Source organism: Enterobacter cloacae complex sp. 394F7 (assembly GCF_057320385.1).
The window spans coordinates 115,423-140,804 of the sequence record NZ_JBXWCS010000007.1; the positions used below are offsets into that span (position 1 = coordinate 115,423).

At 50.7% G+C, this 25,382-nt stretch carries 23 protein-coding genes and 4 pseudogenes; 12 read left to right on the forward strand and 15 right to left on the reverse strand.

The features are described from left to right. The first annotated feature begins 42 nt into the window (after positions 1 to 42). Entirely contained in the window at positions 43 to 1,494 is a 1,452-nt protein-coding gene (locus tag AC2FAK_RS12235) for a tagaturonate reductase (protein ID WP_095455207.1), read from the forward strand. A gap of 197 nt (positions 1,495 to 1,691) precedes the next feature. Beyond that, entirely contained in the window at positions 1,692 to 2,606 is a 915-nt protein-coding gene (locus AC2FAK_RS12240; RefSeq protein ID WP_023619574.1) for a bestrophin family protein, read from the forward strand. Here AC2FAK_RS12240 and AC2FAK_RS12245 read toward each other — a convergent pair. Further along, on the reverse strand, positions 2,594 to 3,142 hold the full coding sequence (locus AC2FAK_RS12245) for a GNAT family N-acetyltransferase (RefSeq protein ID WP_013096602.1): 549 nt from the start codon (positions 3,140 to 3,142) through the stop codon (positions 2,594 to 2,596). The two genes, AC2FAK_RS12240 and AC2FAK_RS12245, sit on opposite strands and share 13 nt — an antisense overlap. Positions 3,143 to 3,276: 134 nt before the next feature. Between AC2FAK_RS12245 and AC2FAK_RS12250 the strand changes: the two genes are divergently transcribed. The 7 genes from AC2FAK_RS12250 to AC2FAK_RS12280 all read left to right on the forward strand — a co-directional run bounded on the left by AC2FAK_RS12250 (position 3,277) and on the right by AC2FAK_RS12280 (position 9,343). After that, positions 3,277 to 3,864, forward strand: coding sequence for a hypothetical protein (locus AC2FAK_RS12250; protein WP_095455208.1), 588 nt, complete (start codon positions 3,277 to 3,279; stop codon positions 3,862 to 3,864). Positions 3,865 to 3,873: 9 nt separating this feature from the next. Continuing rightward, positions 3,874 to 4,344, forward strand: coding sequence for a GNAT family N-acetyltransferase (locus AC2FAK_RS12255; RefSeq protein WP_020688637.1), 471 nt, complete (start codon positions 3,874 to 3,876; stop codon positions 4,342 to 4,344). Between the two features lie 12 nt (positions 4,345 to 4,356). After that, positions 4,357 to 4,797 carry a GNAT family N-acetyltransferase gene (locus AC2FAK_RS12260; protein WP_062729535.1) on the forward strand — a complete coding sequence of 147 codons (441 nt, stop codon included), beginning with the start codon at positions 4,357 to 4,359 and terminating at the stop codon, positions 4,795 to 4,797. 145 nt (positions 4,798 to 4,942) lie between these two features. Further along, positions 4,943 to 5,938 carry an alpha/beta fold hydrolase gene (locus AC2FAK_RS12265; protein ID WP_013096598.1) on the forward strand — a complete coding sequence of 332 codons (996 nt, stop codon included), beginning with the start codon at positions 4,943 to 4,945 and terminating at the stop codon, positions 5,936 to 5,938. A 44-nt stretch (positions 5,939 to 5,982) separates the two neighbouring features. Then, positions 5,983 to 6,723, forward strand: a complete 741-nt coding sequence (locus AC2FAK_RS12270; protein ID WP_020688639.1) for a response regulator — start codon at positions 5,983 to 5,985, stop codon at positions 6,721 to 6,723. Continuing rightward, positions 6,720 to 8,015: a sensor histidine kinase gene (locus AC2FAK_RS12275; RefSeq protein ID WP_095455209.1), complete on the forward strand. Its 1,296-nt coding sequence runs from the start codon at positions 6,720 to 6,722 to the stop codon at positions 8,013 to 8,015. The genes AC2FAK_RS12270 and AC2FAK_RS12275 overlap by 4 nt, the downstream gene beginning before the upstream one ends. Before the next feature lie 137 nt (positions 8,016 to 8,152). Then, the gene (locus AC2FAK_RS12280; RefSeq protein ID WP_095455210.1) at positions 8,153 to 9,343 is read left to right on the forward strand and encodes a cytochrome c biogenesis protein/redoxin; all 1,191 of its coding nucleotides are present in this window, start codon (positions 8,153 to 8,155) and stop codon (positions 9,341 to 9,343) included. Between the two features lie 6 nt (positions 9,344 to 9,349). Here the strand turns inward: AC2FAK_RS12280 and tam are convergent, their stop codons facing one another. Beyond that, on the reverse strand, positions 9,350 to 10,108 hold the full coding sequence (tam, locus tag AC2FAK_RS12285) for a trans-aconitate 2-methyltransferase (protein WP_095455211.1): 759 nt from the start codon (positions 10,106 to 10,108) through the stop codon (positions 9,350 to 9,352). Between the two features lie 83 nt (positions 10,109 to 10,191). Next, positions 10,192 to 10,776 (reverse strand): NUDIX hydrolase, encoded by a 585-nt coding sequence (locus AC2FAK_RS12290; protein ID WP_095455212.1) that lies wholly within the window; start codon positions 10,774 to 10,776, stop codon positions 10,192 to 10,194. Positions 10,777 to 10,862: 86 nt separating this feature from the next. On the opposite strand from AC2FAK_RS12290, the gene AC2FAK_RS12295 reads away from it, so the two are divergent. After that, positions 10,863 to 11,630, forward strand: a complete 768-nt coding sequence (locus AC2FAK_RS12295; RefSeq protein WP_095455213.1) for a DeoR/GlpR family DNA-binding transcription regulator — start codon at positions 10,863 to 10,865, stop codon at positions 11,628 to 11,630. Positions 11,631 to 11,674: 44 nt separating this feature from the next. On the opposite strand, the gene AC2FAK_RS12300 is transcribed toward AC2FAK_RS12295, so the two are convergent. Beyond that, positions 11,675 to 12,037, reverse strand: coding sequence for a TIR domain-containing protein (locus AC2FAK_RS12300; RefSeq protein ID WP_023619585.1), 363 nt, complete (start codon positions 12,035 to 12,037; stop codon positions 11,675 to 11,677). Positions 12,038 to 12,264: 227 nt separating this feature from the next. Here AC2FAK_RS12300 and AC2FAK_RS12305 point away from each other — a divergent pair. Further along, positions 12,265 to 13,865: pseudogene (locus tag AC2FAK_RS12305) on the forward strand (mechanosensitive ion channel family protein). Position 13,866: 1 nt separating this feature from the next. On the opposite strand, the gene AC2FAK_RS12310 reads toward AC2FAK_RS12305, so the two are convergent. The 11 genes and pseudogenes from AC2FAK_RS12310 to AC2FAK_RS12360 all read right to left on the reverse strand — a co-directional run bounded on the left by AC2FAK_RS12310 (position 13,867) and on the right by AC2FAK_RS12360 (position 23,596). Then, entirely contained in the window at positions 13,867 to 14,232 is a 366-nt protein-coding gene (locus AC2FAK_RS12310; RefSeq protein WP_013096589.1) for a VOC family protein, read from the reverse strand. A 40-nt stretch (positions 14,233 to 14,272) separates the two neighbouring features. Further along, positions 14,273 to 14,716: a PACE efflux transporter gene (locus AC2FAK_RS12315; RefSeq protein WP_013096588.1), complete on the reverse strand. Its 444-nt coding sequence runs from the start codon at positions 14,714 to 14,716 to the stop codon at positions 14,273 to 14,275. Positions 14,717 to 14,826: 110 nt separating this feature from the next. Further along, positions 14,827 to 16,194 (reverse strand): chromate efflux transporter, encoded by a 1,368-nt coding sequence (gene chrA, locus AC2FAK_RS12320; protein WP_095455214.1) that lies wholly within the window; start codon positions 16,192 to 16,194, stop codon positions 14,827 to 14,829. 130 nt (positions 16,195 to 16,324) lie between these two features. After that, entirely contained in the window at positions 16,325 to 16,636 is a 312-nt protein-coding gene (locus AC2FAK_RS12325; protein ID WP_045902974.1) for a hypothetical protein, read from the reverse strand. A 299-nt stretch (positions 16,637 to 16,935) separates the two neighbouring features. After that, positions 16,936 to 17,178 (reverse strand): annotated as a pseudogene (locus AC2FAK_RS12330) (DUF2255 family protein); the annotation flags it as partial. A gap of 1 nt (position 17,179) precedes the next feature. Then, positions 17,180 to 17,362 (reverse strand): annotated as a pseudogene (locus tag AC2FAK_RS12335) (alpha/beta hydrolase); the annotation flags it as partial. Continuing rightward, a pseudogene (locus AC2FAK_RS12340) lies at positions 17,334 to 17,495 on the reverse strand (transposase domain-containing protein); the annotation flags it as partial. The pseudogenes AC2FAK_RS12335 and AC2FAK_RS12340, both read right to left, overlap by 29 nt. Before the next feature lie 152 nt (positions 17,496 to 17,647). Continuing rightward, on the reverse strand, positions 17,648 to 20,776 hold the full coding sequence (locus AC2FAK_RS12345; RefSeq protein ID WP_095455215.1) for an AAA family ATPase: 3,129 nt from the start codon (positions 20,774 to 20,776) through the stop codon (positions 17,648 to 17,650). Further along, entirely contained in the window at positions 20,757 to 21,302 is a 546-nt protein-coding gene (locus AC2FAK_RS12350) for an ABC-three component system middle component 1 (protein ID WP_095455216.1), read from the reverse strand. Before AC2FAK_RS12350 ends, AC2FAK_RS12345 begins: the two co-directional genes overlap by 20 nt. After that, the gene (locus tag AC2FAK_RS12355; protein ID WP_095455217.1) at positions 21,286 to 22,548 is read right to left on the reverse strand and encodes an ABC-three component system protein; all 1,263 of its coding nucleotides are present in this window, start codon (positions 22,546 to 22,548) and stop codon (positions 21,286 to 21,288) included. The genes AC2FAK_RS12350 and AC2FAK_RS12355 overlap by 17 nt, the downstream gene beginning before the upstream one ends. Then, positions 22,538 to 23,596, reverse strand: coding sequence for a ComEC/Rec2 family competence protein (locus tag AC2FAK_RS12360; RefSeq protein WP_095455218.1), 1,059 nt, complete (start codon positions 23,594 to 23,596; stop codon positions 22,538 to 22,540). Before AC2FAK_RS12360 ends, AC2FAK_RS12355 begins: the two co-directional genes overlap by 11 nt. Positions 23,597 to 24,805: 1,209 nt before the next feature. Between AC2FAK_RS12360 and AC2FAK_RS12365 the strand changes: the two genes are divergently transcribed. Next, positions 24,806 to 25,381 carry a hypothetical protein gene (locus tag AC2FAK_RS12365; protein ID WP_095455219.1) on the forward strand — a complete coding sequence of 192 codons (576 nt, stop codon included), beginning with the start codon at positions 24,806 to 24,808 and terminating at the stop codon, positions 25,379 to 25,381. Position 25,382: the final 1 nt, after the last annotated feature.

Genomic DNA, 25,382 nt, shown 5'->3' on the forward strand with positions numbered 1-25,382 from the left:
AATTTAATCAGGTTGTACGACTAATCATAAAAGGACCCCATTGTGAACACACTTAACCGTCGTGATTTCCCCGGTGCTCTCTACCCCGAACGAATCATTCAGTTTGGCGAGGGCAATTTCCTGCGTGCGTTTGTCGACTGGCAAATCGACCTGTTAAACGAACATACCGATCTCAATGCCGGCGTCGTGGTCGTACGCCCAATTCAAAGCGACTCCCCGCCGTCATTAAGCACTCAGGATGGCCTGTATACCACGATCATTCGTGGTCTGAATGAGCAGGGCGAGGCGGTCAGCGAAGCGCGTCTTATCCGCTCGGTGAATCGGGAGATCAGCGTCTACAGCCAGTACGATGAATTTCTGAAACTGGCGCATAATCCGGAGATGCGTTTTGTCTTCTCCAACACCACCGAGGCGGGGATTAGCTGGCACGCGGGCGATCGTTTCGAAGATGCGCCAGCGGTGAGCTATCCAGCGAAGCTGACGCGGCTGCTGTTTGAGCGCTTCAGCCATTTTAACGGCGCAGCGGACAAAGGCTGGATCATCATTCCGTGCGAGCTAATAGACTATAACGGCGAAGCGCTGCGCGAACTGGTGCTGCGCTATGCACAGGCGTGGGCACTGCCAGCGGAATTTATTCAGTGGCTGAATGCGCATAACAGCTTCTGCTCCACGTTAGTTGACCGCATTGTAACGGGGTATCCGCGCGACGAAGCGGCGACGCTCGAAGCCGGGCTTGGTTATCACGATGCGTTCCTGGATACCGCTGAACATTTCTACCTGTTTGTTATTCAGGGGCCTGAATCCCTGGCCAGCGAACTGCGTCTGGACAAACTCCCGCTAAACGTGCGGATTGTGGATGACATTAAGCCGTACAAGGAGCGCAAAGTGGCGATTCTCAACGGCGCGCACACGGCGCTGGTGCCGGTGGCGTTCCAGGCGGGGCTGGATACGGTGGGCGAGGCGATGAACGATGCTGACATATGCGCGTTTATCGAAAAAGCGATCTATGAGGAAATCATTCCGGTCCTGGATTTGCCGCGTGATGAACTGGCGTCTTTCGCCAGCGCCGTTACGGGTCGTTTCCGCAATCCGTATATCAAGCATCAGCTGCTGTCGATTGCCCTTAACGGCATGACCAAGTATCGCACGCGCATTCTGCCGCAGCTGTTGGCGGGGGTGAGGGCATCTGGCACGTTGCCCGCTCGCCTGACGTTCGCGCTGGCCGCACTGATCGCGTTCTACCGTGCAGAGCGTAATGGGGAGAACTATCCGGTGCAGGATGACGCGCACTGGCTTGCTCGTTACCAACAGCTGTGGGCGCAGCATCACGATAAACAGATCACCACCCGCGAGCTGGTCGCCTCCGTTTTAAGCGTTACTGAGCACTGGGAGGAGGATTTAACTCAGGTAGAGGGTCTTGTCGGTCAGGTTTCGTGCGATCTCGACGCGATTCTGCAACAGGGGATGCGGGCCGCAGTAAAACCGCTTTGTTAAACCATGCCCGGCTTCGGCCGGGTATTTTATACCTTATTAGTTACAACATACTATTGGCTCTTTTATGTAAAACAGGCTCTAGCACCGTGCGGTTTATTGCTTATCAGGTGATAAAGTGCAATCTCTTATTAACAAGCTTGCAACCGTGACAGGGATCACGTTTAATAACGCGGCTCTTTCCTTTCCTGAAGCTGACTATGATTGTTCGTCCCAAACAGCACTGGCTACAACTGATTTTCGTCTGGCACGGTTCGGTACTTCCTAAAATCTATACCCGGTTGTTACTTAACTTCCTGCTATCCATCGCCGTTATTCTGATGCTGCCGTGGTATACCTCGCTGGGCATTAAATTTACCGTTGCGCCGTTCAGCATCCTGGGTGTGGCCATCGCTATCTTTCTGGGGTTCAGAAACAACGCCTGCTATTCGCGCTACGTTGAGGCGCGCCAGCTGTGGGGGCAACTGATGATAGCGGCACGCTCGTTATTTCGCGAGGTTAAAAACACCTTGCCGGATGATAAACATCTGGGTGAGTTCGTCCGCCTGCAGATCGCCTTTGCCCATTGTCTGCGCATGACCCTGCGTCGTGAAAAGGGGGAAGGGCAACTGGCGCGCTATCTGGCGGCGGAGGATTTACGCAACGTCATGGCCGCCAATTCCCCGGCGAACCGTATTCTGCTGATCATGGGTGAATGGCTGGCCGTCAGACGCCGTAACGGAGACCTCTCCGATATTCTGTTCCACAGCCTGAACAACCGTCTCAACGATATGTCGATTGTCCTGTCAGGCTGCGAGCGCATCGCCACCACGCCCGTGCCATTTGCTTATACGCTTATCCTGCACCGTACGGTCTATCTGTTCTGCATCATGCTGCCGTTCGCGCTGGTTGTTGACCTGCACTACATGACGCCGTTTGTCTCTGCGCTGATTTCGTATACCTTTATTTCGCTGGATACGCTGGCAGAAGAGCTGGAAGATCCGTTTGGTACCGAAGACAACGACCTGCCGCTGGACGCCATCTGCAACATGATGGAACGCGATCTGCTGCAGATGAACGATGAAGAGAACATTCCGGAAAGGCTGATGCCGGATAAGTATTATCAGCTGACCTGACGGGCGTTCCACTCGTCCCGGGTGATTTCCCACAGCTCAGAATCGAGCATACCGCTGACGTACGCTTTCTTTTCCGTTCTGATAAGCCGCATGCCGCTACTGTCTGAAATACGACGGGAGCGGCTATTGGCGGCCGCCTTCGGCGCGCGCAATACGGGTTTGTTCAGCGTGTTAAACCAGTAATCCGTTGCCGCAATGCTGGCTTCGCGCATATATCCCTTTCCCTGAAACTCCGGCGCCAGCCAAAACCCGCGGTTGTTATCTTCCACATCGTACAGGCAGATAACCCCCATCAGTTCGTCCGGCGCTTCACGACGGCGGATGCTCCAGAACCAGGCAATCCCTTTCGCCATATCCGGCAGCGCCACGTTGTTGACATAGTTCTCCGCGCCGTTATCCGGGTAGGGCCAGGGCACGGAAGAGACCAGATAGCGGACGATCTCCCAGCGCGGATAGCGCTTTTGAATCTGAACGGCATCTTCGGCAACCAGCGGTTTTAGCAGCAAGCGTTCTGTCGTGAGCGTCGGTATCGTCATCCGCAGATCTCCCTATTTAAGCGTTATGCTTTTGTTTGCGTTCTGGTATTTTCATCTCTATCACATTCAGTTGAGGCGTGCTGAGTTTATACCCTACCAAAAATAGGCATCATTTCTTCAATGGCGAAATTTTAATGCGCTTGTGGTCTCTTTTAACCGGACGTGTTTTCCAGGATCTCCTGCAGCATGGCAAAGAGATAAAGGAGGCCATTGCTCGTCGTGATACCCGTCTTTTGAATCATTCCACCCCCGAGCTGGAACGGTATTTTTCTCGCCCCCTCAGCGAGCTGCCGCGTCAAAACCCTTACCCGGTGGCGGCGCTGTTACCTCTGTTTTTAGTGGCGTTTGCGTTAAACCTTCTGCCTTTTCTCAGCGCGTTGCCGGGTTTGTCACCTTTACAGCATGCACTGAGCTTTTTCGTACCATCATTAATAATGACAGGCGCGCTCATTGTTATCAGCGTGCTTCTGGCCCGAGGGATGACGTCAGGATTGTTGGGGGTTATGACGGTGTTCATCATTCTGCTGGTCGTGACACTCGCTCAGGGGCTGCATCTGCTGTTTTCTCATGACGGAAGCCTTTGGCCACAGGTCATCGCATCCTCCGCGCTGATACTTTGTCGGAGGGTGATGAACAGCAGCGGCTTTGTGCTGTTTACCCTCTATTGTCGCACTCAGCGTCTTGCCAGAGTGGCTCGTGAAATCCGGTTAAAAAGTCGTTAAAGAGGTAATATGACATTACGAAAAGCGCATCCGCAGGAAGCCGAAATACTCTGGAATATTCGCAATCAGGCGATTCGTCACGGCTGTAAAACCAGTTACGACGCGGACGTCATTGCGCGCTGGACGCCCGACGACATGCCGGAGCATTACCGGCAAATGGTCATTGAATACCCTTTTTACGTGGTGGAAGATGAAAAGGGCGACATTGCGGCAACTGGCTATCTTGATCTGGATACCCACTGTCTGGAGGCGATATTCACCTTGCCGGCGGCATCCGGAAAAGGCATGGCGACCCGGATTATCGAGGCGCTCAAACAGGAGGCCCATAGCCGGGGGTTAACCCGCCTGACGCTCGATGCAACGCCTAACGCCCGGTCGTTTTACCAGAAACTGGGGTTTGTCACGCTGAGCGAAAAGTATCATCACTCGCGCATGGCGGGCGCTGATTTACGCTGTTTTGAAATGGCGATCAACTTGTAATGTGAGGAACGCATGGCTGTCACGGTAAGACCTTTAAGCGCAGACGATTACGCCCAGTGGCGACCGCTATGGGACGGGTATACCCATTTTTATGACTGCTTTCTTGATGAATCGGTTACCGCATCGACATGGGAGAGGGCGCTCTCAGCGCATTCACCAATGTTCTGCCGCGTAGTAGAGAAAGACGAAAAGGTCATTGGTTTCGCGATGTGCATTCTCCACGAAGGCACCTGGTCAACGGCCCCCGTTTGCTACCTGGAAGACCTGTTTGTCGATGCCACGGAGCGTGGTGCGGGGGCCGGGAAGGCGCTCATTGATGCCCTGATAGCCGAAGGCAAGCGCGAAGGGTGGTCGAAACTGTATTGGGTGACCCGGGAGAACAATCCGGCGCGTAAACTCTATGACAAATACGGTGAAGCTGACGATTACGTACGTTACCGCCTCTCGCTGTAAGCCTCAATCACCTGTGTTTGTATCACACTGTATCTGTGTACCGGATACATACACAGGATTGCAATAAACCCCCTTTCGCACATATCCGCTATACAAACGCGTGTTGTTATATCCCCGTCAACTGTTCTTAACCGGAGATACCAACATGTTCAGCAAACTCGCGTATTCAACCCTGGCGTTAACCGTTTCTCTTGGCACCGTTATGTCCTGTCAGGCCGAAGTCACCGGCAAAGATGTTGCCGCAGCCTTCGATCACCCACAGCAAATTAACGCTGGCGATCTGAATATCGGCTATGTCGATATCGGACCAAAAGAGGGACAGCCGGTGATTCTGTTACATGGCTGGCCCTACGATATTCACAGCTATGCCGAAGTCGCACCCGCGCTGGCGGCAAAAGGCTACCGGGTCATTGTGCCTTCGCTGCGCGGCTACGGCACCACGCGCTTCCTGTCAGCAAGCACGCCGCGTAACGGCCAGCCTTCGGCCATGGCGAAAGATATCGTTAACCTGATGGATGCCCTCAACATTAAGCAGGCTGTTTTTGCGGGATACGACTGGGGCGCCCGTACGGCGGACATTGTCGCGGCGCTGTGGCCTGAACGCGTCAAATCCCTTGTTTCGGTAAGTGGCTATCTCATCAGCAGCCAGCAGATTGGTAAACAGCCGCTGCCGCCAAAAGCAGAGCAGCAGTGGTGGTATCAGTTCTATTTCGCAACAGAACGCGGTGCCGAAGGCTATGCCAAGAATACCCATGACTTCGCCCGTCTGATCTGGTCTCAGGCCTCACCAGACTGGAAGTTTTCCGATGCGACCTTTAACGCCAGCGCAAAATCCCTCGATAACCCCGATCACGTCGCGGTTACGCTCAGCAACTATCGCTGGCGTTTAGGCCTCGAAAAAGGCGAGCGTAAATACGACAGCTACGAACAAAAGCTGGCGACATTGCCAAATATCACCGTTCCGACAATCACCATCGAAGGCGGCAACAACGGGGCGCCACATCCTGCGCCGCAAGCCTATGCCGGTAAATTCACGGGTAAATATGAACACCGCACCTTTGGGGCCACCGTGGGGCACAACCCGCCGCAGGAAGATCCGCAGGATTTCGTCAAGGCGGTTATCGACGCGGATAAGCTGTGATATGTGCTATTTTCAATACGTTACCCCTCAGTCAGGAGATCCCGGTGGAGCATATTGATCATATCCTTGTCGTCGATGACGACAGGGATATTCGTGAATTGATTGTCGACTATCTCGTCAAGTCGGGCTATCGCGCGTCTGGCGCGGCAAACGGTAAAGAGATGCGGGCCGTGCTAGATAAACAGCATGTCGATCTGGTGGTGCTGGACGTGATGATGCCAGGCGATGACGGATTAACGCTCTGCCGGGGACTGCGCAGCGGTAAACATAAAGATCTGCCGATCCTGATGCTGACCGCGCGCAACGAAGAGACAGACCGGATCCTGGGGCTGGAAATGGGGGCCGATGACTATGTCGTGAAGCCCTTTGTTGCGCGCGAACTGCTGGCGCGTATCAAAGCCATTTTGCGCCGTTTTCGCACCATGCCACCCAATCTGCAGGTGACCGAGGCCGGGCGCCTGGTGATGTTCGGCGACTGGCAACTGGACACCGTTGCTCGTCACCTGATCGACAGCGAGGGGATGATTGTGGCACTCAGCGGGGCGGAATACCGACTTCTGCGCGTGTTCCTAGACCATCCTCAGCGTGTGCTGAGCCGCGATCAGTTGCTTAACCTGACCCAGGGGCGAGATGCTGAACTCTTTGAGCGCTCGATTGATCTGCTGGTCAGTCGGGTTCGTCAGCGACTGAATGAAGATGCCCGCACGCCGGCCTACATCAAGACCGTTCGCAGCGAAGGGTACGTTTTTACCATGCCGGTGATCATCAAAGAGGCCAATGAATGAGGCTCTGGCCACGCTCGTTACTGACGCGACTGCTGATCATCGTGATGCTGGGGCTCCTGCTGGCCAACGCGCTCAGCCTCACGCTGGTCATGCTTGAGCGAATGCGCAGCGCCCGCACGGTGATGCTCGGCAACCTGGAATATGACGTTTCCACCAGTGTGGCCATCCTCGACCGGCTTCCCGCAAAGGAGCGTCCAGCCTGGCTGGAACGACTGGCGCGGGGGAACTATCGCTACATTCTGGGCACCGGTGAACCGGGGCCCGCACCGCATGACAAACGCTCGCAGGATGCCATCCGCACCCTGACAGAGGCGCTGTCGGCAACCTGGCCACTGACGTTTACTGCCGTGCCGGGGCCGGTTTCCCATATTCAGGCCCACCTTACGCTGAGCGATGGTTCGCCGCTGACCATTGACCTTATCCCCCGAATGCCCCCGGTCGCCAGCTGGCTGCCTGTAGTGCTTGTGTTGCAGCTGCTGCTTCTGGCGTTCTGCTCATGGATTGCCGTGCGCCAGGTTATTCGACCCTTTTCTCAGTTTACCCGGGCGGTGGATTCCCTCGACCCGGCAGCAAGCTCGCCAATGACCGAGACAGGGCCAGTCGAGGTGCAACGGGCCGCACACGCCTTTAATGCGATGCAGGCGCGTATCCAGTCTTACCTGCGCGAGCGTGCGCAGATCCTGGCCTCCGTATCGCACGACCTTCAGACTCCGATAACGCGCATGAAGTTGCGCGTCGAAATGGCGGACCAGCCGGAGCTACGGGACAAGTTGCTCAACGACCTGGACAATATGACGCGCCTGGTGCGGGAAGGAATAGCGTATGCCCGGTCATCAGAATCTCTGGAAGAGACCTCGCTCAAGCTGGAGTTGAATGCCTGGATAAACAGCATCGCCAGTGATTACCAGGACATCGGGAAAAACGTGCAGCTTCAGGCAACCGATGCCCGTCTGCCCGTGGTCACGCGTCCGCAGGCGCTACGCCGGGTGATGACCAATCTGCTGGATAATGCGCTGAAATTTGGCGACTACGCCGTCATTACGATTCATTCAGATGCCCATCATGTCACGATCGCCATTCGCGATTGGGGGCCGGGGATACCGGACGCCGAACTGGAGGCAGTATTGCAGCCGTTTTATCGGGTGGAAACCTCACGAAACCGCGACACCGGGGGCACCGGATTAGGGCTGGCGATCGCCGCCCAGTTGACTGCGCAGTTAGGCGGGAAATTGCATCTGGCGAACCACGCCGAGGGTGGGCTGGACGTTTCGATTACGCTGCCGCGCGGGTAATTGTACGGTTTTGTATCGGACAGCCCTCATGATACGCGCGCAGACAATTCGCGCTGATTTGCACACATCCTGAACATATCAACACGGTGAAATAACCTCACTGCAGCTTCGCAGGGCATCTGTAATGTGAGGTCACTATGTTTCTGATAATCGCTTTTCTGGGCGGGATGATAAGTCTGCTCAGCCCATGCACACTCCCGGTTATTCCACTGCTGTTTGCCGGGTTCCAGGGGCAACGACGGCATATTCTGGCGTTGCTCGCGGGGATGATTGTAATGTTCACCCTCGTGGCACTGGTGGCTACCGCCGCCAGCAGCTGGATCGCCCAGGCGACGATAGCAGGGCGCTGGGTCGCACTGGTTGTACTGGCAATAGCCGCGCTGGCTCTTATTTTCCCGACATTCGCCCAGCGTATTGCCGGACCGGCCGTCAGCGCAGGTAATCTTCTCAACACACGCAGCGGACAGACGCGCGGTACTCTCTCCGCATTTCTGGCAGGGCTGGCCGTTGGGTTGCTCTGGTCGCCGTGCGCCGGACCGATTCTGGGTGCCATCTTCAGCCTGAATATTGCCGGTCACTCCGCCATTGCCACAGGGGCACTGCTGGCCGCTTACGGCAGCGGATGCGCGCTGATGCTGGGGCTGCTGGTTATCGGTGGTCGCGGGCTGATGGCACCCCTGCGTGCCAGATCGGCATTGATGGAAAGGTTACGCAAGGGGGCGGGCGTGGTGATGTTAGCGACCGTTGCGTTTAACGCCACCGGGATGACGTCCGTTCTGAAAGGCGCCAACGGGGTCGCAGACCGTCTGGAAAATTCGCTCCTGACGCTGGCGAAACCCGCAACGGCACCGGTGAAGCTTCAGCCGGTGGTGATGACCGAACCTAGCAGCCAGTTACCCTCCTTAAGCGGCGGAACAGGATGGGTTAATGGTGACCCTGTCACGTCTGACTCTCTGCGGGGGAAGGTAGTATTGATTGATTTCTGGACGTGGGACTGCATCAACTGTCAGCATACGCTCCCGCACGTTCGCGACTGGGCCCAAAAGTACCAGGCGCAAGGTCTGGTGGTGATAGGTGTGCATACGCCGGAATACCCGTGGGAAAAACCGCTCGCCTCGGTACAAAAAGCGGTGACGAAATGGCAGCTCCCGTATCGGGTGGTCACGGATAATAACTATAAGATCTGGAACGCCTTCGGGAATCAGTACTGGCCCGCACACTACTATTTCGATGCCAAAGGGCAACTGCGCTACACCTCCTTTGGCGAAGGCAATTATGACCAGCAGGAAAAAGTCATTCAGCAGTTGCTGAAAGAGGCTCGCTCCTGAGCCGACTTATGGCTGACGTTGAGCAACGATAAACAAGCGTGGAAATGCCAGCAGTATCTGCCCGTTTTCCTGAAGCGGATACTGCTCTTCCAGTAGTTCATGGTAGCGTTTCAGGAACTGCTTCTGCTCGCTTTCATTCAACTCCTGTAACCACGGACGCAGCCCCGTGGCGCTGACCCAGTCAATAATCGCCTGATGCGATCCCATTTTATGGAAGTAGGTCGTGCGCCAGATATCCACGTCGCAACCTGCCTCCGTCAGAATATCGTAATACGCATGGACACCGGGCAGAGGTTCACGGCCTCGATTCGGATAACCTTGTTCAACAGCCACTTCGCGCATCGAGACGTGTGTCGGTTCAAGCCAGTTATCCGGCATCTGGATCGCCAGCACGCCGTTTAGCTTCAGCAGCGAAACCAGATGCGGCAGGAGATCGTAATGGTCAGGGATCCACTGTAGCGAGGCATTCGCATAAATCAGGCTCAGCGGCTGGCCTGGCTTGTACTGCCGGATATCGGCCTCAACAAAGTGGCAATCGGGCAACGCCTGGCGCGCCTCTTCGAGCATCGCCGGTGAGTTATCAACACCGGTGATGTGGGCGGAAGGCCAGCGATGCTTCAACAGCGCGGTGCTGTTTCCCGGTCCGCAGCCTAAATCAACGATGGTGGACACCTCATCCAGTGGAATTCTGGCGAGCAGTTCAGCAGCAGGGCGCGTGCGTTCGGCACCGTATTGCAGATAAAGCGAAGGGTTCCAGTCGGCCATTTTTGCCTCTCCGTGTTGAATTCATCAGCAAGAATAGCACAGGCAGAGACCCGCACTGGGGCAGGTCTCGACCGACGCAGTGACTACAGAACGCCTTTCAGCGCGATATGGTAAAGCAGCATGATCGTTTTGCCGTCGACAATCCTGCCGGTATCAATACCGCGCAAGGCCTCATCCAGCGGCATTTCCAGCACGTCGATATCTTCTCCCTCTGACTTGATGCCGCCGCCTGCGCTGGCCCGATCCTGCGGGTGATACTCTGCGATATAAAAATAGAGTTTTTCCGTGACGGATCCTGGGCTCATGTAGGCTTCAAAGACTTTCTCAACACGGAAGACACGATATCCGGTCTCTTCTTCCGCTTCCGCCTTGATGCGGCTTTCGGGATCCATGTTATCCAGCAGCCCGGCAGCGGCCTCGATAAGGTCGTCCTCATGGCCATTGATAAAGACCGGAAAGCGGAACTGGCGCGTCAGGATCACCGTTCTTTTATCACGGTTATAGAGCAGTATCGTGGCCCCGTTTCCCCGGTCATACACTTCGCGGCTTTGCCGCTGCCATTCGCCGTCGCGTCGCTGCAGCTCAAAGGTGTACTTTTTCAGGATGTACCAGTTATCCGACAGGGTTTCATTTTCAATGATGCGCACATCTGCACGTTTCGATTGCACGTTTGCTGCTCCTTACGTAGAGTGATCGTCATAAACAGCATCATCATGCACATTCAAGATAAAACGTGCAACATCAGGAATCCACAATGCTCACCAGTCAGCGAAAACAATTAATCCTCGAGAAGCTTGCCGCTGAAGGCCAGGTCCAGTCTAAAGCGCTCAGTGCACATTTCGCGGTGTCAGAAGACACCATTCGTCGTGATCTCCGCGAACTGGCGGCGGAAGGGCGTTTGCAGCGTGTCCATGGCGGTGCGCTGCCGGCCTCGTCGGCTACTGTGCCATTTGCCGAGCGTAAATCGGTGAAGATGGACGCGAAAAAAAATGTGGCCCGCAAAGGCGCAAAGCTCATTTCCCCTGGGCAAGTGGTGATTGTCGACGGCGGCACAACTACGTCAGAACTGATCGCGTATTTACCGGCGGATTTACGCATTACCGTGGTCACACACAGCCCGAGCATTGCCCTTGGGCTCGTCGAGCATCCTTCGATTGAAGTGATCCTGATCGGAGGACGTCTGTACAAACACTCCATCGTGACGGTAGGCGCAGCGGCCATTGAAGGCATCGACAATATCCATGCGGATCTGTTCTTCATGGGGGTTACCGGCATCCATCCTGAAGCCGGGCTTACCACCGGCGATTTCGAAGAGGCGTGCATCAAACGTGCATTTTCCGGCAGGGCCGCCGAGACAGTGGTCCTGGCATCGCCAGAAAAAATTAACACCGCGTCATCGTTTGTGATTGGCGAGCTATCGCTGGCCAATACGATTGTCGTGGAAGACGATACCGATCGCGCCTGGATTAGCGCGGTAAGTGAGAAGGGCGTCTGCGTGGTGACGACCTCAGATCCAGAATAACCCTTGAACCTGCCTGTGATCAGCAGGCAGGTTCAGGCGCGTCCTCAGGCCTGAGGGATGCTTTCTAACGAGGTGTAAACGTTCAGCCCGAGCTTACGGGCAACCTCGATATCCATATCAGCTCCCTTAGACGCACCGGCAATACGATAAATCGCGTCGCATTTCCCAATAAGCCGGTGTGCAACGGGATAGAGCATCGCTTCACTGATTTCATCCCCAATGGACGTTGAACCCGCGGCCTTTGCCAGCGGTAGCGCAAGCCATTCACCAATCACCGGAACGTGGCCACGCTGATATACGGCTAATGCTGCGTTTTCCAGACGGGCAAGGTTTTCATCCATTTTGGCCTGGTCGCCATCAGTCCCGCTGCGCCAGGGGCCCGCGATTAAAATCAACTGTTGTGTCATACATACCTCGTTGCGTGATGGTGCATGAATTTGCACGTTAATAATTGACGTATCGGTTTTCAGCTCTGAAACGTATCTTATTAGGCACCATCGTGCAAATACAAGCAGTATCATGCATAGTGGTGATGTTGCATAAGCGCGACGCTGGTCTATGCTCAACATGCAGAGACTCGCCATTCTCTGGGGCAATTGAAAAATAACAATAAGTTGCGTTTCAGGGGGTGGAAATGAACAAGGTCCTGCTCGCATTATTATCCTGCGTGCTCTCGATCATCTCATTTACCGGCATCGCCGCCGAGCCACGGCAGGAGCCTACTGAGCAGGAACGTGCCCGAACGGTTTACATTTTTCACCAGCCGATTGTGATGCTACAGGCCAAATTTGGTCTCACCACTCCTGAAGAGCGCGTATTGCGTATTCGTAATACCCTGCGTAATTTCACCCAGCAGGATGTGCGTGAGCCGCTGAAAATTGTCCCCGTTACCCGTTACAACCAGCAGGGAAGGCTGATTGTCATGAACAATAAGCCTGTTTTATTGCTTACGCAGGCGGACCTGGATGAGGGGGACGATTTGACTCTCGACCAGGCCGCTCAGCGCGTGCTGGCGCGGATGGAGGCGCAACGTACGGCGCTTCGCGATCAATATGACACCGGCTGGCTGGCGCTCTCCGCCGGGAAAACTGTCGTCGGGCTGCTGGTTCTGTCTCTTTTCTGGTACGGGGCGTGGCGGTCGTGGCGCTGGGTTCGCAATGTCTGTCGTCGCCGCATTCTTGAAAACCGCAGCGTTATCCCGCAGAGCTGGCGTAAGTTTGTCGGCGCAATTGAGGCTCGTTTGTATGCTTTGCTGATGATTTTACTGGGCATTCTCGGATTGGGGCGTTCAGCTTGTTCCCCTGGACACGCGTCTGGGGTGCATCGTTAGGCGACTGGACCATGCGCGTGCTGCGGGATATTGCGCTGTCGATTGTCTCGACCATGCCGGGAATAATGATTGTCCTGATCATCTTTGTGATTACCGCCTTTATTCTGAAGCTCCTGAAGGTGTTGTTAAATCAGGTGGAAGCAGGGCGCCTGCAGCTGCCGGGCATTCATCCTGAAACCGTGGGAGCAACGCGTAAACTGATTTCTGTCGTGGTGTGGTTATTTGCCCTCTCTGCGGCCTATCCGTTTTTACCGGGAGCGAATTCGCTGGCGTTTAAAGGCATTAGCGTCTTCTTTGGCCTGATGCTTACTCTGGGTTCGGCAGGCGTAATGAACCATGCGATGAGCGGACTGGTACTGATCTACTCACGAGCGTTGAGGAAAGGAGACGTTATACGGGTGGCGGATAACGAAGGGCTGGTCACGGAGATAGGCATGCTGGCGACCAAGATCATCACCCGCGAGAACTATATTGTGACCGTACCCAATGCGGTGGTGGTGAGCGGAAAAATCACCAATCTGAGCGTACAGAATCCTGACGGTGGCGTGAACCTAACGATTGGCGTGACGATTGGCTATGACACACCGTGGCGACAGGTTCATGCCATGCTGGAGATGGCGGCGAGACGGTCGAAATGTGTTGACCCTTCGCAGCAGCCCCTGGTGCGTCAGCTGGGGCTGATGGACTGGTACATTGCCTATGAGCTGCAGGTAAAATTGCAGCCCGGACAGTCACTTGCCGAAGCCCGCAATGAGCTCCACAGTAACATTCAGGACGTTTTCAACGAGTTCAACGTGCAGATTATGTCGCCAAACTTCGTGATGCAGCCGGAAGGTGCGGTCGTCGTCGCGGAAGAAAACTGGTTCGCAGCACCGGCAGAGAAACCCGCACAAAAGCCATCATGAATCAGTCCGGTGCATGACAGACCGCCTCGATATTATGGCCGTCAGGCGCAATGACAAAGGCGGCATAGTAGTTTTTGCTGTAGGGCCGCAAGCCTGGGGCACCGTTATCACGGGCGCCCGCTTGCAAGGCAGCCTGGTAAAAATCATCTACCTGCTGGCGTGTTTCTGCCACAAACGCCAGGTGCAGAGGGGCCGGTTTGTCGCGCGTCTGGAACAGGCAAAGTGACACGTTGCCGGAACTCATTTCAACCCCATATTCGGGTGTGCCTTCATCAACGATCTTAATACCAAGCGGCTGAAGCGCCTTGATGAAAAAGGTTTTGCTTCTTTCGTAATCACTGACGCCGAATTTCACATGATCGAACATCTTCTTTCCTCAATAAGATGCAGAAATAAAGAGTATAGATCTAGATGGCGGACCGTTTCCGCCCAACAAATGTCCAACGCAGGTAGTCATAAAGCCAGTTGAAGAGCATCGTGTATGGCAGAAAAAACAGTACCAGACCGATCTCGACAAAAAATGCCTCAGTGACTGTTAAATTCAGCATTACCATCGCGACAGGAATTAATGTAATGATAAGTCCTGTTTCAAAGCAGACAGCATGGATTGCACGCACGAGAAATGTTCGTTGAAACGCATATTTTTTCTGCAAGGCGTCAAAGAATTTATTAAACACAAAATTCCATGCCGTGGCGGCAAGTGCAGATATCACGGACAACGAACCCGACTGAAGCACCGACACGTTCATCAGCCATGCAAGTGACAGCGCAATGATGACATTGGCCGTCACTTCGAAAAGAACCGCATGCAAAACGCGTTCTTTAAAACTTTTATCCAGTTCAATTTCCATTTACTTAGTACGGCTTTTTTTAAAAACTGAAGTATATCAGACGTGCTTCAACTTTCTTTAAACGTGAAGGGTAGAATGGCTGTCAGGCCCCGGTTATTCGGGGCCTTGCTCTATGTTCTGAGGAAAAGATGTAAAATCAACCCGATTACCGCACATGCGGCAATTACATGTGTGACTTTATATTTGGACCGGAATAGTGCGATAGCGGCAGCAAGTGCAATGACCGCTGCTATCCAGTCCATTTTGCCATCAAAACCCTGTGGCCAGAGCACGTGGTAGCCAAAAAAGAGTGCCAGATTCAGGATCACGCCAACCACCGCTGCGGTAATTGCCGTGAGTGGCGCGGTGAAATTAATATTGTTGTGCGTCGTTTCAATAAAAGGCCCACCGGCGAGGATAAACAGAAACGATGGCAGAAACGTAAACCAGGTCGCCAGCATGGCCGCAACAGCGCCCGCCAGGAAAAGCTGATCCGGGCCATACGCCATATTCACATAGCCACCAACAAATCCCACAAATGCCACAACCATGATAAGCGGCCCCGGCGTGGTTTCGCCCAGTGCCAGACCATCAATCATCTGCGTTGGCGTGAGCCACTGATAATGACCAACCGCGCCCTGGTAGATATAAGGCAGTACCGCATAGGCACCCCCAAAGGTCAGCAGCGCCGCCTTGGTAAAGAACCAGCCCATCTGGGTAAACGGGTGCATCCAGCCAAGGCTAAGATAGAGCATCGCCATTGGCGTTGCCCATAAAAAAACACCGGCAATGATAATCAGGGTCAAGCGTGACCATTTGAAAACCGTATGCGGAGCCGCTGGCGTATGGTCATCAATAATGGCAGCACCGTAGGATTTTCGGCTGGTGTCATGGGCGTTACCCTGACCAAAATGGTCGGGGAAAAGGCGCCCACCCACATAACCCATCATTGCGGCTGACAGGACAATAGCGGGAAAAGGGACATTGAGGGCGAAAATGGCAACAAACGCGGCGGCAGCGATTGCCCACTGCGTGCGGTTACGCAGCGCCCGCGAACCGATACGGTGCGCAGCCTGCACAACAATCGCCGTAATTGCCGGTTTTATGCCGTAAAAGAGACCGGTCACGACAGACAAATGGCCATACGCCACGTAAATCCATGACAGGACAATAAGGATAAAAAGGGAAGGGAGCACAAACAGTGTCCCGGCAACCACGCCGCCCCAGGTGCGGTGCATCAGCCAGCCAATATAGGTCGCCAGTTGTTGCGCCTCCGGGCCCGGAAGCACCATACAGTAATTCAGTGCATGCAAAAAACGCTGTTCGGATATCCAGCGTCGGTTTTCAACTAGCTCCTGATGCATTATCGAAATTTGTCCAGCCGGCCCGCCAAAGCTGATGAATCCCAGCTTCAGCCAGAATAAAAAGGCTTCACGGAAACTGACATGCGGAGGTGGAACGCCCGGTTCGTCGTCGACCGGAGGCAGATTGCTGTTCATGAGTATCTGAACCTGTTTTTGAATTATGCTGAGAGAAGGATCCGCTAAGCATATGCCATATTTATGAAAGATGAGTGATGATGGCTACGTCAGCAAACTGAGATAAGAGATTCTAAAGACAGCGGCCGTGTTAACGGTATTTCTTTTTAATTTTCCATGCTTTATAGGAAAGAAACGGAGGCTGAAAAAACCAAATGATGAACAAAGCGATCAACATCGCAACGCCCGTGGATACTACATTTTCTCTGGACGCGATGATAAGAACTATGAGGTAAACAGCTGCAAGCAATATGGTCAATAACAACGCTGCGTTAAAACGTCTGGACAAGTCAGATATCACCATATCCAGAGAAAGGGCATCTTTTGTTATGTACTTACGCAACTTCTGAAGGTCCGAGGATGTAAATCCAGATGCCAGCAGCTTTGCTTCGGTTATCGACATGTTTTCTCCATCAGCGCTGATTACTCCGTGTAATCAAGACTATCAACCAGGTAGCTCAGTGGGTAGCGTTATGTACAAACTCGTAAATGATTTTACAACAGCTATCAGTAGCCAAGGGAACACAATGAAATGACGGCCACGGAATGCTGGATTCGCCCTGAATCAACCCCAGTGCGCATAATGTATATTATGTTAAATTACATTAACTGATAACTTACTTCATGAACCAGGTCGGTTCTCATAAAACCATGGGGTTAAGCACCCCATCCTCTTTCGTATGCCGGCATTATGTTAAGGGGTTAACTTAAAGGTAAAATCTCAATCGTTGCCGCTTTCGCGCGTGTCCCTGTCATTGCGGAAACATAGTTGCTGCTGGAGTACTTTTTCTGGTAAGCCTGATCAATTTTACTTTCAAGCTCAGGGTCTGATGGTTTTGCGAACAGTACGTCGAATTCCTGTCCGTTAGCCAGTATCTTACCCGCCTGCTGAGACAATGCAGCCTGATACCATTTTGAACGGGTACCACTATAGGCTCGGACGAAATGCGGCCATAAAGTCTTCGGTATTGATATCAGGTGAAGCAATATTGCGGGGTTCACCACTGCTTTCACCGGTATAAGACGGATCAAATGCCAGCGTCACGAATCCACGCTCTGCTAAGGTCTGAGCATAGAGACCTGAGGCCTGTTCTTTTACCGCGCCAAAAGGCCCGGAAATCACAAGCGCAATGCGGCGTGGCCTCATGCCAGAGCTGCGCTGTTTGCGTGAACACACGGCGGACGGCTTCGCTTCCCAGTCGCTGGCGGGCATGGATCACGGCACTGGGCGCAACGAACAGACGATTACCGGGTAGCGTAACGGTTTACCAGATCAAGAGCATGTCCAATGTGCATAAAAAAATCCGGAAACGGGTGAACATTTCCGGATTCTTACACAGCCACTGGATCGGTCAACCGATCCTTAACTGATCGGCATTACAGCCTAGCTGGGGGTTTTCAGTGCACAATAAAGTTAGCTTTGGCTGACCACTCCAAAGCTTTCCAATTGAAGGAATTTGGAACCGAAAACATCTGTGGGAATCTTACGCTTAAGTAACTCAAAAAAGTTTTCATCATGAGTAGAAATGATAATTTGCTTATCAAAACGAGCAGATACATTCCGGAGCAAATCAATCGTCGCAAGAACATTGATGGAGTCCATTGCTTGAATAGGGTCGTCAATTAAAATCACATCGAGGGGATTGCTATTTTTATCTCTTGCGTGCAAAGCATTAGCTAGGAAAACGCTTAGACTCAGAATATTCAACTGTGCAGAGCTAAAGTAAAGCATTGGAGAAATCACATCCCCACGCTCATCTTGCAAAACAATATTCAGACATGGCTTATCAGTAACATTGAAATCAGCCACAAACTGCACAGTCTTGAAAGATGGGTGTGGATCTATCTTACTGTAAATAGCATTGATTAAGTCAGTAAAGAAAAATTCTTCAATTCTTTTTCTCAGATTTGAAATAACTATTTCGCGATCGGCAGTTAGGCGTCCTTCAACCATCCTATGCTGGACCAGTTCATACTCAACCTCTTTGAGTCTATCGCGCAATTTCAGACTTTCAAAATACGGCTTAAATGTTTTCAACAACTCGCCAAGTAAATCTAGTGACTGAATTTTCTTATCCATCGCAAAGGATTCTTTTTCTACAATCTGAACAGCACCATGTATTTCAACACTCACGACCTCAATATTTGAGACTAAGTCTTTACCGACCACGGTACTTACATTTTGCATAAAGCTATTGATACTAGATTGCGTAGCATCGAGTTGTCTAGCCGCAGAGTTTTTTGCCGCTTCCAATCGCGCGAAATCAACCCAACTGCCCTCTTTGATCATTATGCCCTGGAGCTCTGTGCACTCAGCCAGTGATTTTTCCATTTTTTTAGAAAGCTCACTCAGTGTGTCTATAAGGATAGCTTTCCTCTCGATGCAGTGCTGGCTAAGATCATCAAAATTAAGCACAGCTTCTTCGGACGCAAATTGCTTAACCCTTTTGTAGTCGGACTTTGAAACAATACCCTCAATGGAATTACTCAAACTAATAATCTTGAAATCTAGCTCTTGAATTTTAGCTCGCAATACAGAAGCACTACTTTCAGCCAAGACCAACTGCTGAGCCCATATAGTTCTATTAGCTGAGATAGCTCTGAGTTCTGCTTCAACTCTGCGATGCAGCTCTTGCGAGTTTACTCCCCAGACTCTTAGCTGAAGAGTTTGGATTGTTTGTTCAGCGGCTTTGATGCTTGCAGCAAGCAATGTTTTTTGATTATCACCCTCAGTGATCTTTGCGCTTAGTTCATTGAGCTTACTACGTAAAACACTCACTCTTTCTGCATGCTTGTTTTTCGCGAACGAAACATTTTCTTCGATTTGCTCAGAGAGCTTATTGATACGTAGGGCTACGCTCTCCAGCTCTTGAGCATTTTGTTTAGCAACTTGAGACAGAAGTTCATTATTCTTGACTGCCGAGATCAGATCTTCTGGCGACCGATGGGAAAATCTGCAGAGCGGGCAAGTATCGCTAGGCCAGTTTGTGAGATAGGAAATCCCTTCAGAAACAAGGCGTTGTACTGCCTCCATCTGCTTTGATAAAGCCGCCTGCGTAGTTTTAATAGACTGATCATGTAGACGTAAAGCTGATAGTTCCTTGTTCGCAGTGTGAATTTTCAAGATGAAGTCATCTGACAGATTGAGATCACTCGTATCTCCGCGCAGCAATAAATCAACAGTAACTTGAAGAGGATAGACTCTCTCTAGGTCAGTACTTACTTTCTGTCGTTCTGCAGTAGCCAACTGAACTGAAATAAACGTGCTGTTTAGATCCGATTTTAATGTCACCAATCCTGCTTCATGTGAAGCGATTTCCGAATATACTGCCGGGCTATTTGCCAGCATTGACCGCAAATCAGTTTCTCGTTGGTCTGCTTCAACACCAGAGCTTTTGAAATGAGCAATGGACGCATCTATAGTTTTTAGCTCCGCGGTTGCCTGAGCCTTTTCTGCATTTAAGTTAGGAAGCTCGGCAGCGGATCTTACTCTCAACTTTTCATCAGTTAAAAAAGAAGGGAGCAGCGCAGCTATTAGATCCAGCTTCTCAACGTATACACTCGCAGCTTGCCAGTCAGCAAGATACCGACTATGAGCGGCAGTCAATGTTTGATAATTTATTGAGTCCTGAACAGCTTTCGACATATGTGCTAGGTGGGATTGCTCACTTACTACTGCTTCAAGGTTAGTTTTTAACTCTGGCAAGCGAGATAATAGATCGATCAGTGCAGCACGCCGTTGCTTGAGTGCAATCTGATTAGCATTCAATGAATGAGTTCGTGTCACAATCGATGAGAGTATTTGGTATTCAATATGTGCATTGAAGTCCTCATTGACTAGGGAAATATTTTCACCTGTATCATTCAGGTATCTAGCTAGATTGTTGTATTCCTCAAAAATGCTATAATCTATAGGATTTTTAAGCAGTTGCTCAATGTCGTTCTGCTCAGATTGAAGGACATCTATTTGTAGCTTGTTTTCCATTAAAAGCGTTGTTAGTTCCTGACGAATTTGTTCTGTGTCTCCTCCAAAAAAGCTCATGAACAATTCGTAACGCTCTTGGGGTTTCGCTTCGCGAAGGAAACGATCAATAGCATCTTGCGAGAGAATGATTCTTTTGTAGATTTCTATGTCTTCACTCTTTTTATTTTTACCTGAAGAAAATGTCAAATCAGCAGAATTCGACTTCGGCTTTTTTAATACCCGTTTGAACTTAGTGGTTGTGGTGGACACAAAGACCTGAGTTGGCACATCATCAGAGACCTCCTTGTTGCGAATTATCTTCTGAGCAACCTTGTGCTTCTTGGTACCTTTAGCGGCGATAGCATTATTCTTTTTATTGTGCTCCCCCGTGTATCTTTCAAGATTATCAGTAAAGGCCCATTCTACCGCGTCATAAAACGAGCTTTTACCAAACCCATTGGGCGCATAGATAGCAACAAAATTCGAAGGCATTTCACCATCAGTTGTAAAATCAAACGTGCCATCCTTCTTTAGTTGATAGGCGCGAAACCCCTCAATTTCAACCTTTTTTATTTTCATCGTTTGACAAGAACTCGATTAATTTATTGATCATCGCGACTCGCTCTTCTTTCGCCGCGCTTGTGGCCGCTGATGGAGCGCCTTTCACCAATGAGGCGAGAGAAATATCTGCCCCTTCGTTGGCTTTTTCCGAAACGACTTTAAGCTCGAGGTCTGTCCCAAGCAATTCGATATTTACCATTTTCTCGACTTCCTGAGAGTCCGGCAGTACACTAAGCCCGTCCAGTACAATTTTTCTGGCGGCGTAACGATCGTTCTGAATCACGTATTTTTCTTTGATGCCGAGCTTATCAGCGCATAGCATGACTATGTAAATGTTCCACTTAGCATATTTGCCTTCAGGTTTAAATTTTACAGATACAATACTTTGTATCGCCTGCCAAGAATTCACGATATCATTTGCAGACGGAAACCAACAAACAATACAATTAAGAAAATCTTCGTCTGAGGCATACAACTCGAACTTCGCCCCTTCAAACTCTGTTGCAAGATAGCTAAAATCTTGCAGTTTATTTGATAACTTCATTGTAGAACTCTCTGAATAGAGGCAGTTGGTTACTTGCCGAGGCTGCGCCGTATATACGGTGCTTCTTCAAAACATACTCATTTCGTAACCCTTTCATATGAGTAACGGTATATGTTCTGTAGACTTCGCCGTGTACGTCATCAATCCTTGGCATTGCTCCAATTTTTGGAGCGGATGCAATATCGTCAATCACCTCCTCTAAGTCATCTTCGTCTGGGAGATGAGGAGCCTCTTCTTGAGGTGAGTTGATAATCATGACACCATGTTCATCTAGAGCTAATCGTGCCGCCTTTAGCATCTCTGATAGATGCCTGATCCAATGTGCATTGCTGCTGGAATATACGAATCGCCGTCGACTCTCCAATCCGCTCAAGTACTCCCCATCTATATTTTCAGGCTCATCAATAAGTACACAAACAATAACAAACTCAAAGTAGGCGACCCATAAGTCCCTGTTTAAAATGGCCCCATGAGGTTCATGACCAACTAAAAGTTTTTTCTGCTGCTTAAGCATGAAGTCATGTGGTGGTGGAAGGCCAGCATCTATTAGAGCTTGAGCATACTCACGTAATTTGTTGTTCAGCTGTAGCACATTTTCAGGCCTAGCGGCATTGAAATGAAATATATCGTCTTTCAATTGAGAAAAGCACTTCATGAAACTAGGGGCTATAAAGGCAAGGCTGTTCGCAGCCAATATGCTTTCATATGGCTTGAGCGAAATGCAGCGGATTCGCCCCCATCGAAGATTCTCATCCTCGTCGTCCATGCGATACTCAACACCAAGTAGATAGGGGTAACCGTTATAAATATGGTATATCCCCCCTCCCGACATGCCAGCGATAGCCTCCTGCTGAGGCCCATTATCGAGATTACATACTAGCAAATCGTTATTAACGCTATTGAGTTGGCCAATGTAAATTTTATAAGGGGTTGTAGTACCCGTATTTGTATTTGGGTAACCTACAAATGAAACTGCAGCGGTAGCACTGATCTCACCTATCCAATGGCGCTGCGTAACGTCCGGTTGGAATTCAACTTGCAATATTGCACAGTCTAAAGATGGATGCAGGAATGGGCCGTTCAAAATGCGGATCGGAATACCATTACGAGTTACTTGGTTTCTGGTACCTACAACATGCTTGGCGGTGAATACATAGGTGTATTCTTGAGAGAGTGCACCTACGAGTACACCGCTCCCTCCGTTAATTTTAACGGCATATGAGACAGTTAATTCATCAGTCGTCATAACCAAACTCAATCTGGCTTATCACTTCGAAACGCTTGGCGTAATCAATACGCTCCTCCGGAAGCAGTATTGTTTCAGTGATTTTAGGGTAATTAAAACAAATCATCCCTTCACCTGACGCGAGGATTCTCGCCACAGTTCTTTTGTTAGGGAGCCCATGCTTGGTGCCATTGGTAGAGATTACATAGCGGTCAGCCGATACAATTTTAAGAAAATCCATACTGGTATTGTATTCGCTACCGTGATGCGAAACTTTCAACAAGCTTAGTTGAAGTTTATTTGCCTCATCAAACTGCAAAGACCTCAAACTATCTAAAATGCTAGCGTCATGAGCATCACCCAGGAACAGCATGGTTTGACTATCGGCCTCAAGTATGAATGCAATTGAACTCCCGTTAGCGACGGAGGTATCACTTATAAAATGATCTTCGGCCCACAGTTTTTCGAAACTTATAGAATAGTCGGTCTCATCTGCTGACGTATCAGGGGAAGATTTCTCCACTGGCCATATACAAAGTAGCTTTTGAAGCTGTTTTTCAGTCGGCGACAATATAGTGAATATAAACGGACCTTGAACGATCTTTTGTCCAGCCATAATCAAAGGACTATGCTCAATGTTAAGATCTTTCAGTAGTTGTTCAAACTTTTTTCCTTGCCGCACGCTTGTATTTGGCGAGGCATCAGCAAAGTAAATGTTGTTCTCAGGAATCTCAGGAGAGTTGAAATGATCAGTAATAAGTTTAGATGTATTAAACCAAATGGTCTTTATCATGTCTCCATAGCCAGGCGTTTTGAAAGCTCGGAGAAAGCCACCGATATGATCGTCATCGATATGGGTTAGTATCACCAAATTAAGATATTGATTCTTGGTTTTCAACTCGTCAAGGACTTTGCAAAGATCGCCTTTCATACGCTCTTGAGGGCCATATTTGAAGGCGCTGGCGTTGCCGCCGTCAATAAGAAGATTAAACGTTTCACTAGGCCCGTCATGAGAGACTAGGATACTGTCTCCGTGATTTGCCTGCAAAACCCGTACGCGAATACCCATTCAACATTCCTTTTGATATGGCCGCAAAACCCAAGCGCCATGCTATCAGATGAACATAAAATAGCGCTTTGCACAGAATGTTCCAAGCACGAAGTCAGCCAATCACGAAAATCAAGCAAGGTGCGCTCTAAAGCAAAGATACTACTTTTCCGAACCGAGCTCTTGAAGAATTTCTTGAATGAGACCGATGCGGTTCTCCGCCTGCTCTCTAAGTGGAAAGCCAAGCTCTGGTAGTGCGAACAGATATTCCTGAATTGCTCGTTTCAAATACTTAGTTCCTCTTTCGTGCTGGCCGATAAGAAGAAAAGTGTTACCTAGAGAACACTTGGTGGTTGCCCAAGCTACTCTTCCGCGGTCGAAAGTTCAGACCTTCAGCGATTCCTGATATGCCCCAACAGCTGCGTGAAGGCTGTCAGTACCGTCCTCGTATTTAGCTAGTTTCGCCGCATCTCGTTCAGCCTCGGAATGCGTTGTCCAGTCATTATTGACCTTCCTGGTGGCAGCGATTTCCGCTTGCGTCACCACAATATCAGTGATCTGCTGCCCAACCTCGCCGATTTGCTGATTACAGTCTATACGTTTTTGTTTGGCATATTAATAGAGAGGCTCCATTTTTATAAATTATGGGACGGTCATGGTGAAAGTTTAGGATAGGCTCATGTTTGCATTGCTAGTTCATGAAGTGCGCTGGGAGATATAATATATTTTCACCAAGAAAAACCATTAAAAACAGATAGATAATAGAAAGCTAATTGGCGTTCTCAACATTCACAATACATAAGTTAAATGCAATAAATCCTTAAATCATATCCTGTGCCTCAGCCTCTGCTCTCACATCATAATCAGTCAATGATGTCGGAAGGCTTTTCAAACTCTGGCGACCAGTAACCTCCACTTCCATGGTACGTTTCTGCCCCCAGGACGAACTGGGTACCGCAAAAGTTGCATGCAAAGTGGTAATCGACGATGTCGCCCCATATCATCTTTTCAGCGCACTCACTGAAGCTGTACTGATTCCAGTCGTCCTTTGTCAGAACTTCTGACAACATCCCTTCGTTGATTGCATTTCTGGCAATACGAATTGCTTTTCGTAACTGATCGGGCGTCCGGATAACGTACTTAACACAGAGTTCACGGCAGTGCTCGCAGCTCATATGGCTGAACCTCTTTCGCATGACGGGCTGATGACGTTTATGTCATTATATTCAAATGATTAAAGCACTATATCGTCGACTAAACCACTGTAACGACCTGGCGGTAAGAATCAGCAAGGCCAATACTGCACAACTGCAACAGTTAAAAGCGGAACTGGCCGAACTGATCGGGACACCCACGGGATGCTATACCATGGGCATTCCAGCTGTTCTCAGTACCCTTGGGGTGATCGTCAGTTTTGGGATACCGCAGCTGTGGTTGGGTTACAACGTCAGCGCCGCCCTCGGGCAGCCTGAAGAAAGCGTATTTATATGGGTGGTTTTGATCGCCCTGCTGTTCTCAGGCATCAATGGCATGACGATGTTTCTGATTGGCAAAGGCCTCATGCGTGCCGTGCAGGTGCATCTTACGCTGGCGGTTATGAGCCTTGTGTTAACGTCAGTCTATCTGCTGACTGCGCTAAGCGGTGCGAGTGTTCCGGGCGTCAGTCTCATCGCGGCGCTGATAAGCATCTCTATGCTGCTGCTCAGCGGTTACTGCATCCACTCTACTTCTTTCTATAAGATGCTGCTCTTTACCCTGCACAATCGTGCCTGGCGTAAACTTTTGCACCAGACTCGTAAAACGTAAA

Coding starts and splice junctions, on each gene's coding strand:
- AC2FAK_RS12240 (WP_023619574.1), top strand. CDS start 1,692: ATGATTGTTCGTCCCAAACAGCACTGGCTACAACTGATTTTCGTCTGG.
- AC2FAK_RS12245 (WP_013096602.1), bottom strand. CDS start 3,142: ATGACGATACCGACGCTCACGACAGAACGCTTGCTGCTAAAACCGCTG.
- AC2FAK_RS12250 (WP_095455208.1), top strand. CDS start 3,277: ATGCGCTTGTGGTCTCTTTTAACCGGACGTGTTTTCCAGGATCTCCTG.
- AC2FAK_RS12255 (WP_020688637.1), top strand. CDS start 3,874: ATGACATTACGAAAAGCGCATCCGCAGGAAGCCGAAATACTCTGGAAT.
- AC2FAK_RS12260 (WP_062729535.1), top strand. CDS start 4,357: ATGGCTGTCACGGTAAGACCTTTAAGCGCAGACGATTACGCCCAGTGG.
- AC2FAK_RS12265 (WP_013096598.1), top strand. CDS start 4,943: ATGTTCAGCAAACTCGCGTATTCAACCCTGGCGTTAACCGTTTCTCTT.
- AC2FAK_RS12275 (WP_095455209.1), top strand. CDS start 6,720: ATGAGGCTCTGGCCACGCTCGTTACTGACGCGACTGCTGATCATCGTG.
- AC2FAK_RS12280 (WP_095455210.1), top strand. CDS start 8,153: ATGTTTCTGATAATCGCTTTTCTGGGCGGGATGATAAGTCTGCTCAGC.
- tam (WP_095455211.1), bottom strand. CDS start 10,108: ATGGCCGACTGGAACCCTTCGCTTTATCTGCAATACGGTGCCGAACGC.
- AC2FAK_RS12295 (WP_095455213.1), top strand. CDS start 10,863: ATGCTCACCAGTCAGCGAAAACAATTAATCCTCGAGAAGCTTGCCGCT.
- AC2FAK_RS12300 (WP_023619585.1), bottom strand. CDS start 12,037: ATGACACAACAGTTGATTTTAATCGCGGGCCCCTGGCGCAGCGGGACT.
- AC2FAK_RS12310 (WP_013096589.1), bottom strand. CDS start 14,232: ATGTTCGATCATGTGAAATTCGGCGTCAGTGATTACGAAAGAAGCAAA.
- AC2FAK_RS12315 (WP_013096588.1), bottom strand. CDS start 14,716: ATGGAAATTGAACTGGATAAAAGTTTTAAAGAACGCGTTTTGCATGCG.
- chrA (WP_095455214.1), bottom strand. CDS start 16,194: ATGAACAGCAATCTGCCTCCGGTCGACGACGAACCGGGCGTTCCACCT.
- AC2FAK_RS12325 (WP_045902974.1), bottom strand. CDS start 16,636: ATGTCGATAACCGAAGCAAAGCTGCTGGCATCTGGATTTACATCCTCG.
- AC2FAK_RS12345 (WP_095455215.1), bottom strand. CDS start 20,776: ATGAAAATAAAAAAGGTTGAAATTGAGGGGTTTCGCGCCTATCAACTA.
- AC2FAK_RS12350 (WP_095455216.1), bottom strand. CDS start 21,302: ATGAAGTTATCAAATAAACTGCAAGATTTTAGCTATCTTGCAACAGAG.
- AC2FAK_RS12355 (WP_095455217.1), bottom strand. CDS start 22,548: ATGACGACTGATGAATTAACTGTCTCATATGCCGTTAAAATTAACGGA.
- AC2FAK_RS12360 (WP_095455218.1), bottom strand. CDS start 23,596: ATGGGTATTCGCGTACGGGTTTTGCAGGCAAATCACGGAGACAGTATC.
- AC2FAK_RS12365 (WP_095455219.1), top strand. CDS start 24,806: ATGATTAAAGCACTATATCGTCGACTAAACCACTGTAACGACCTGGCG.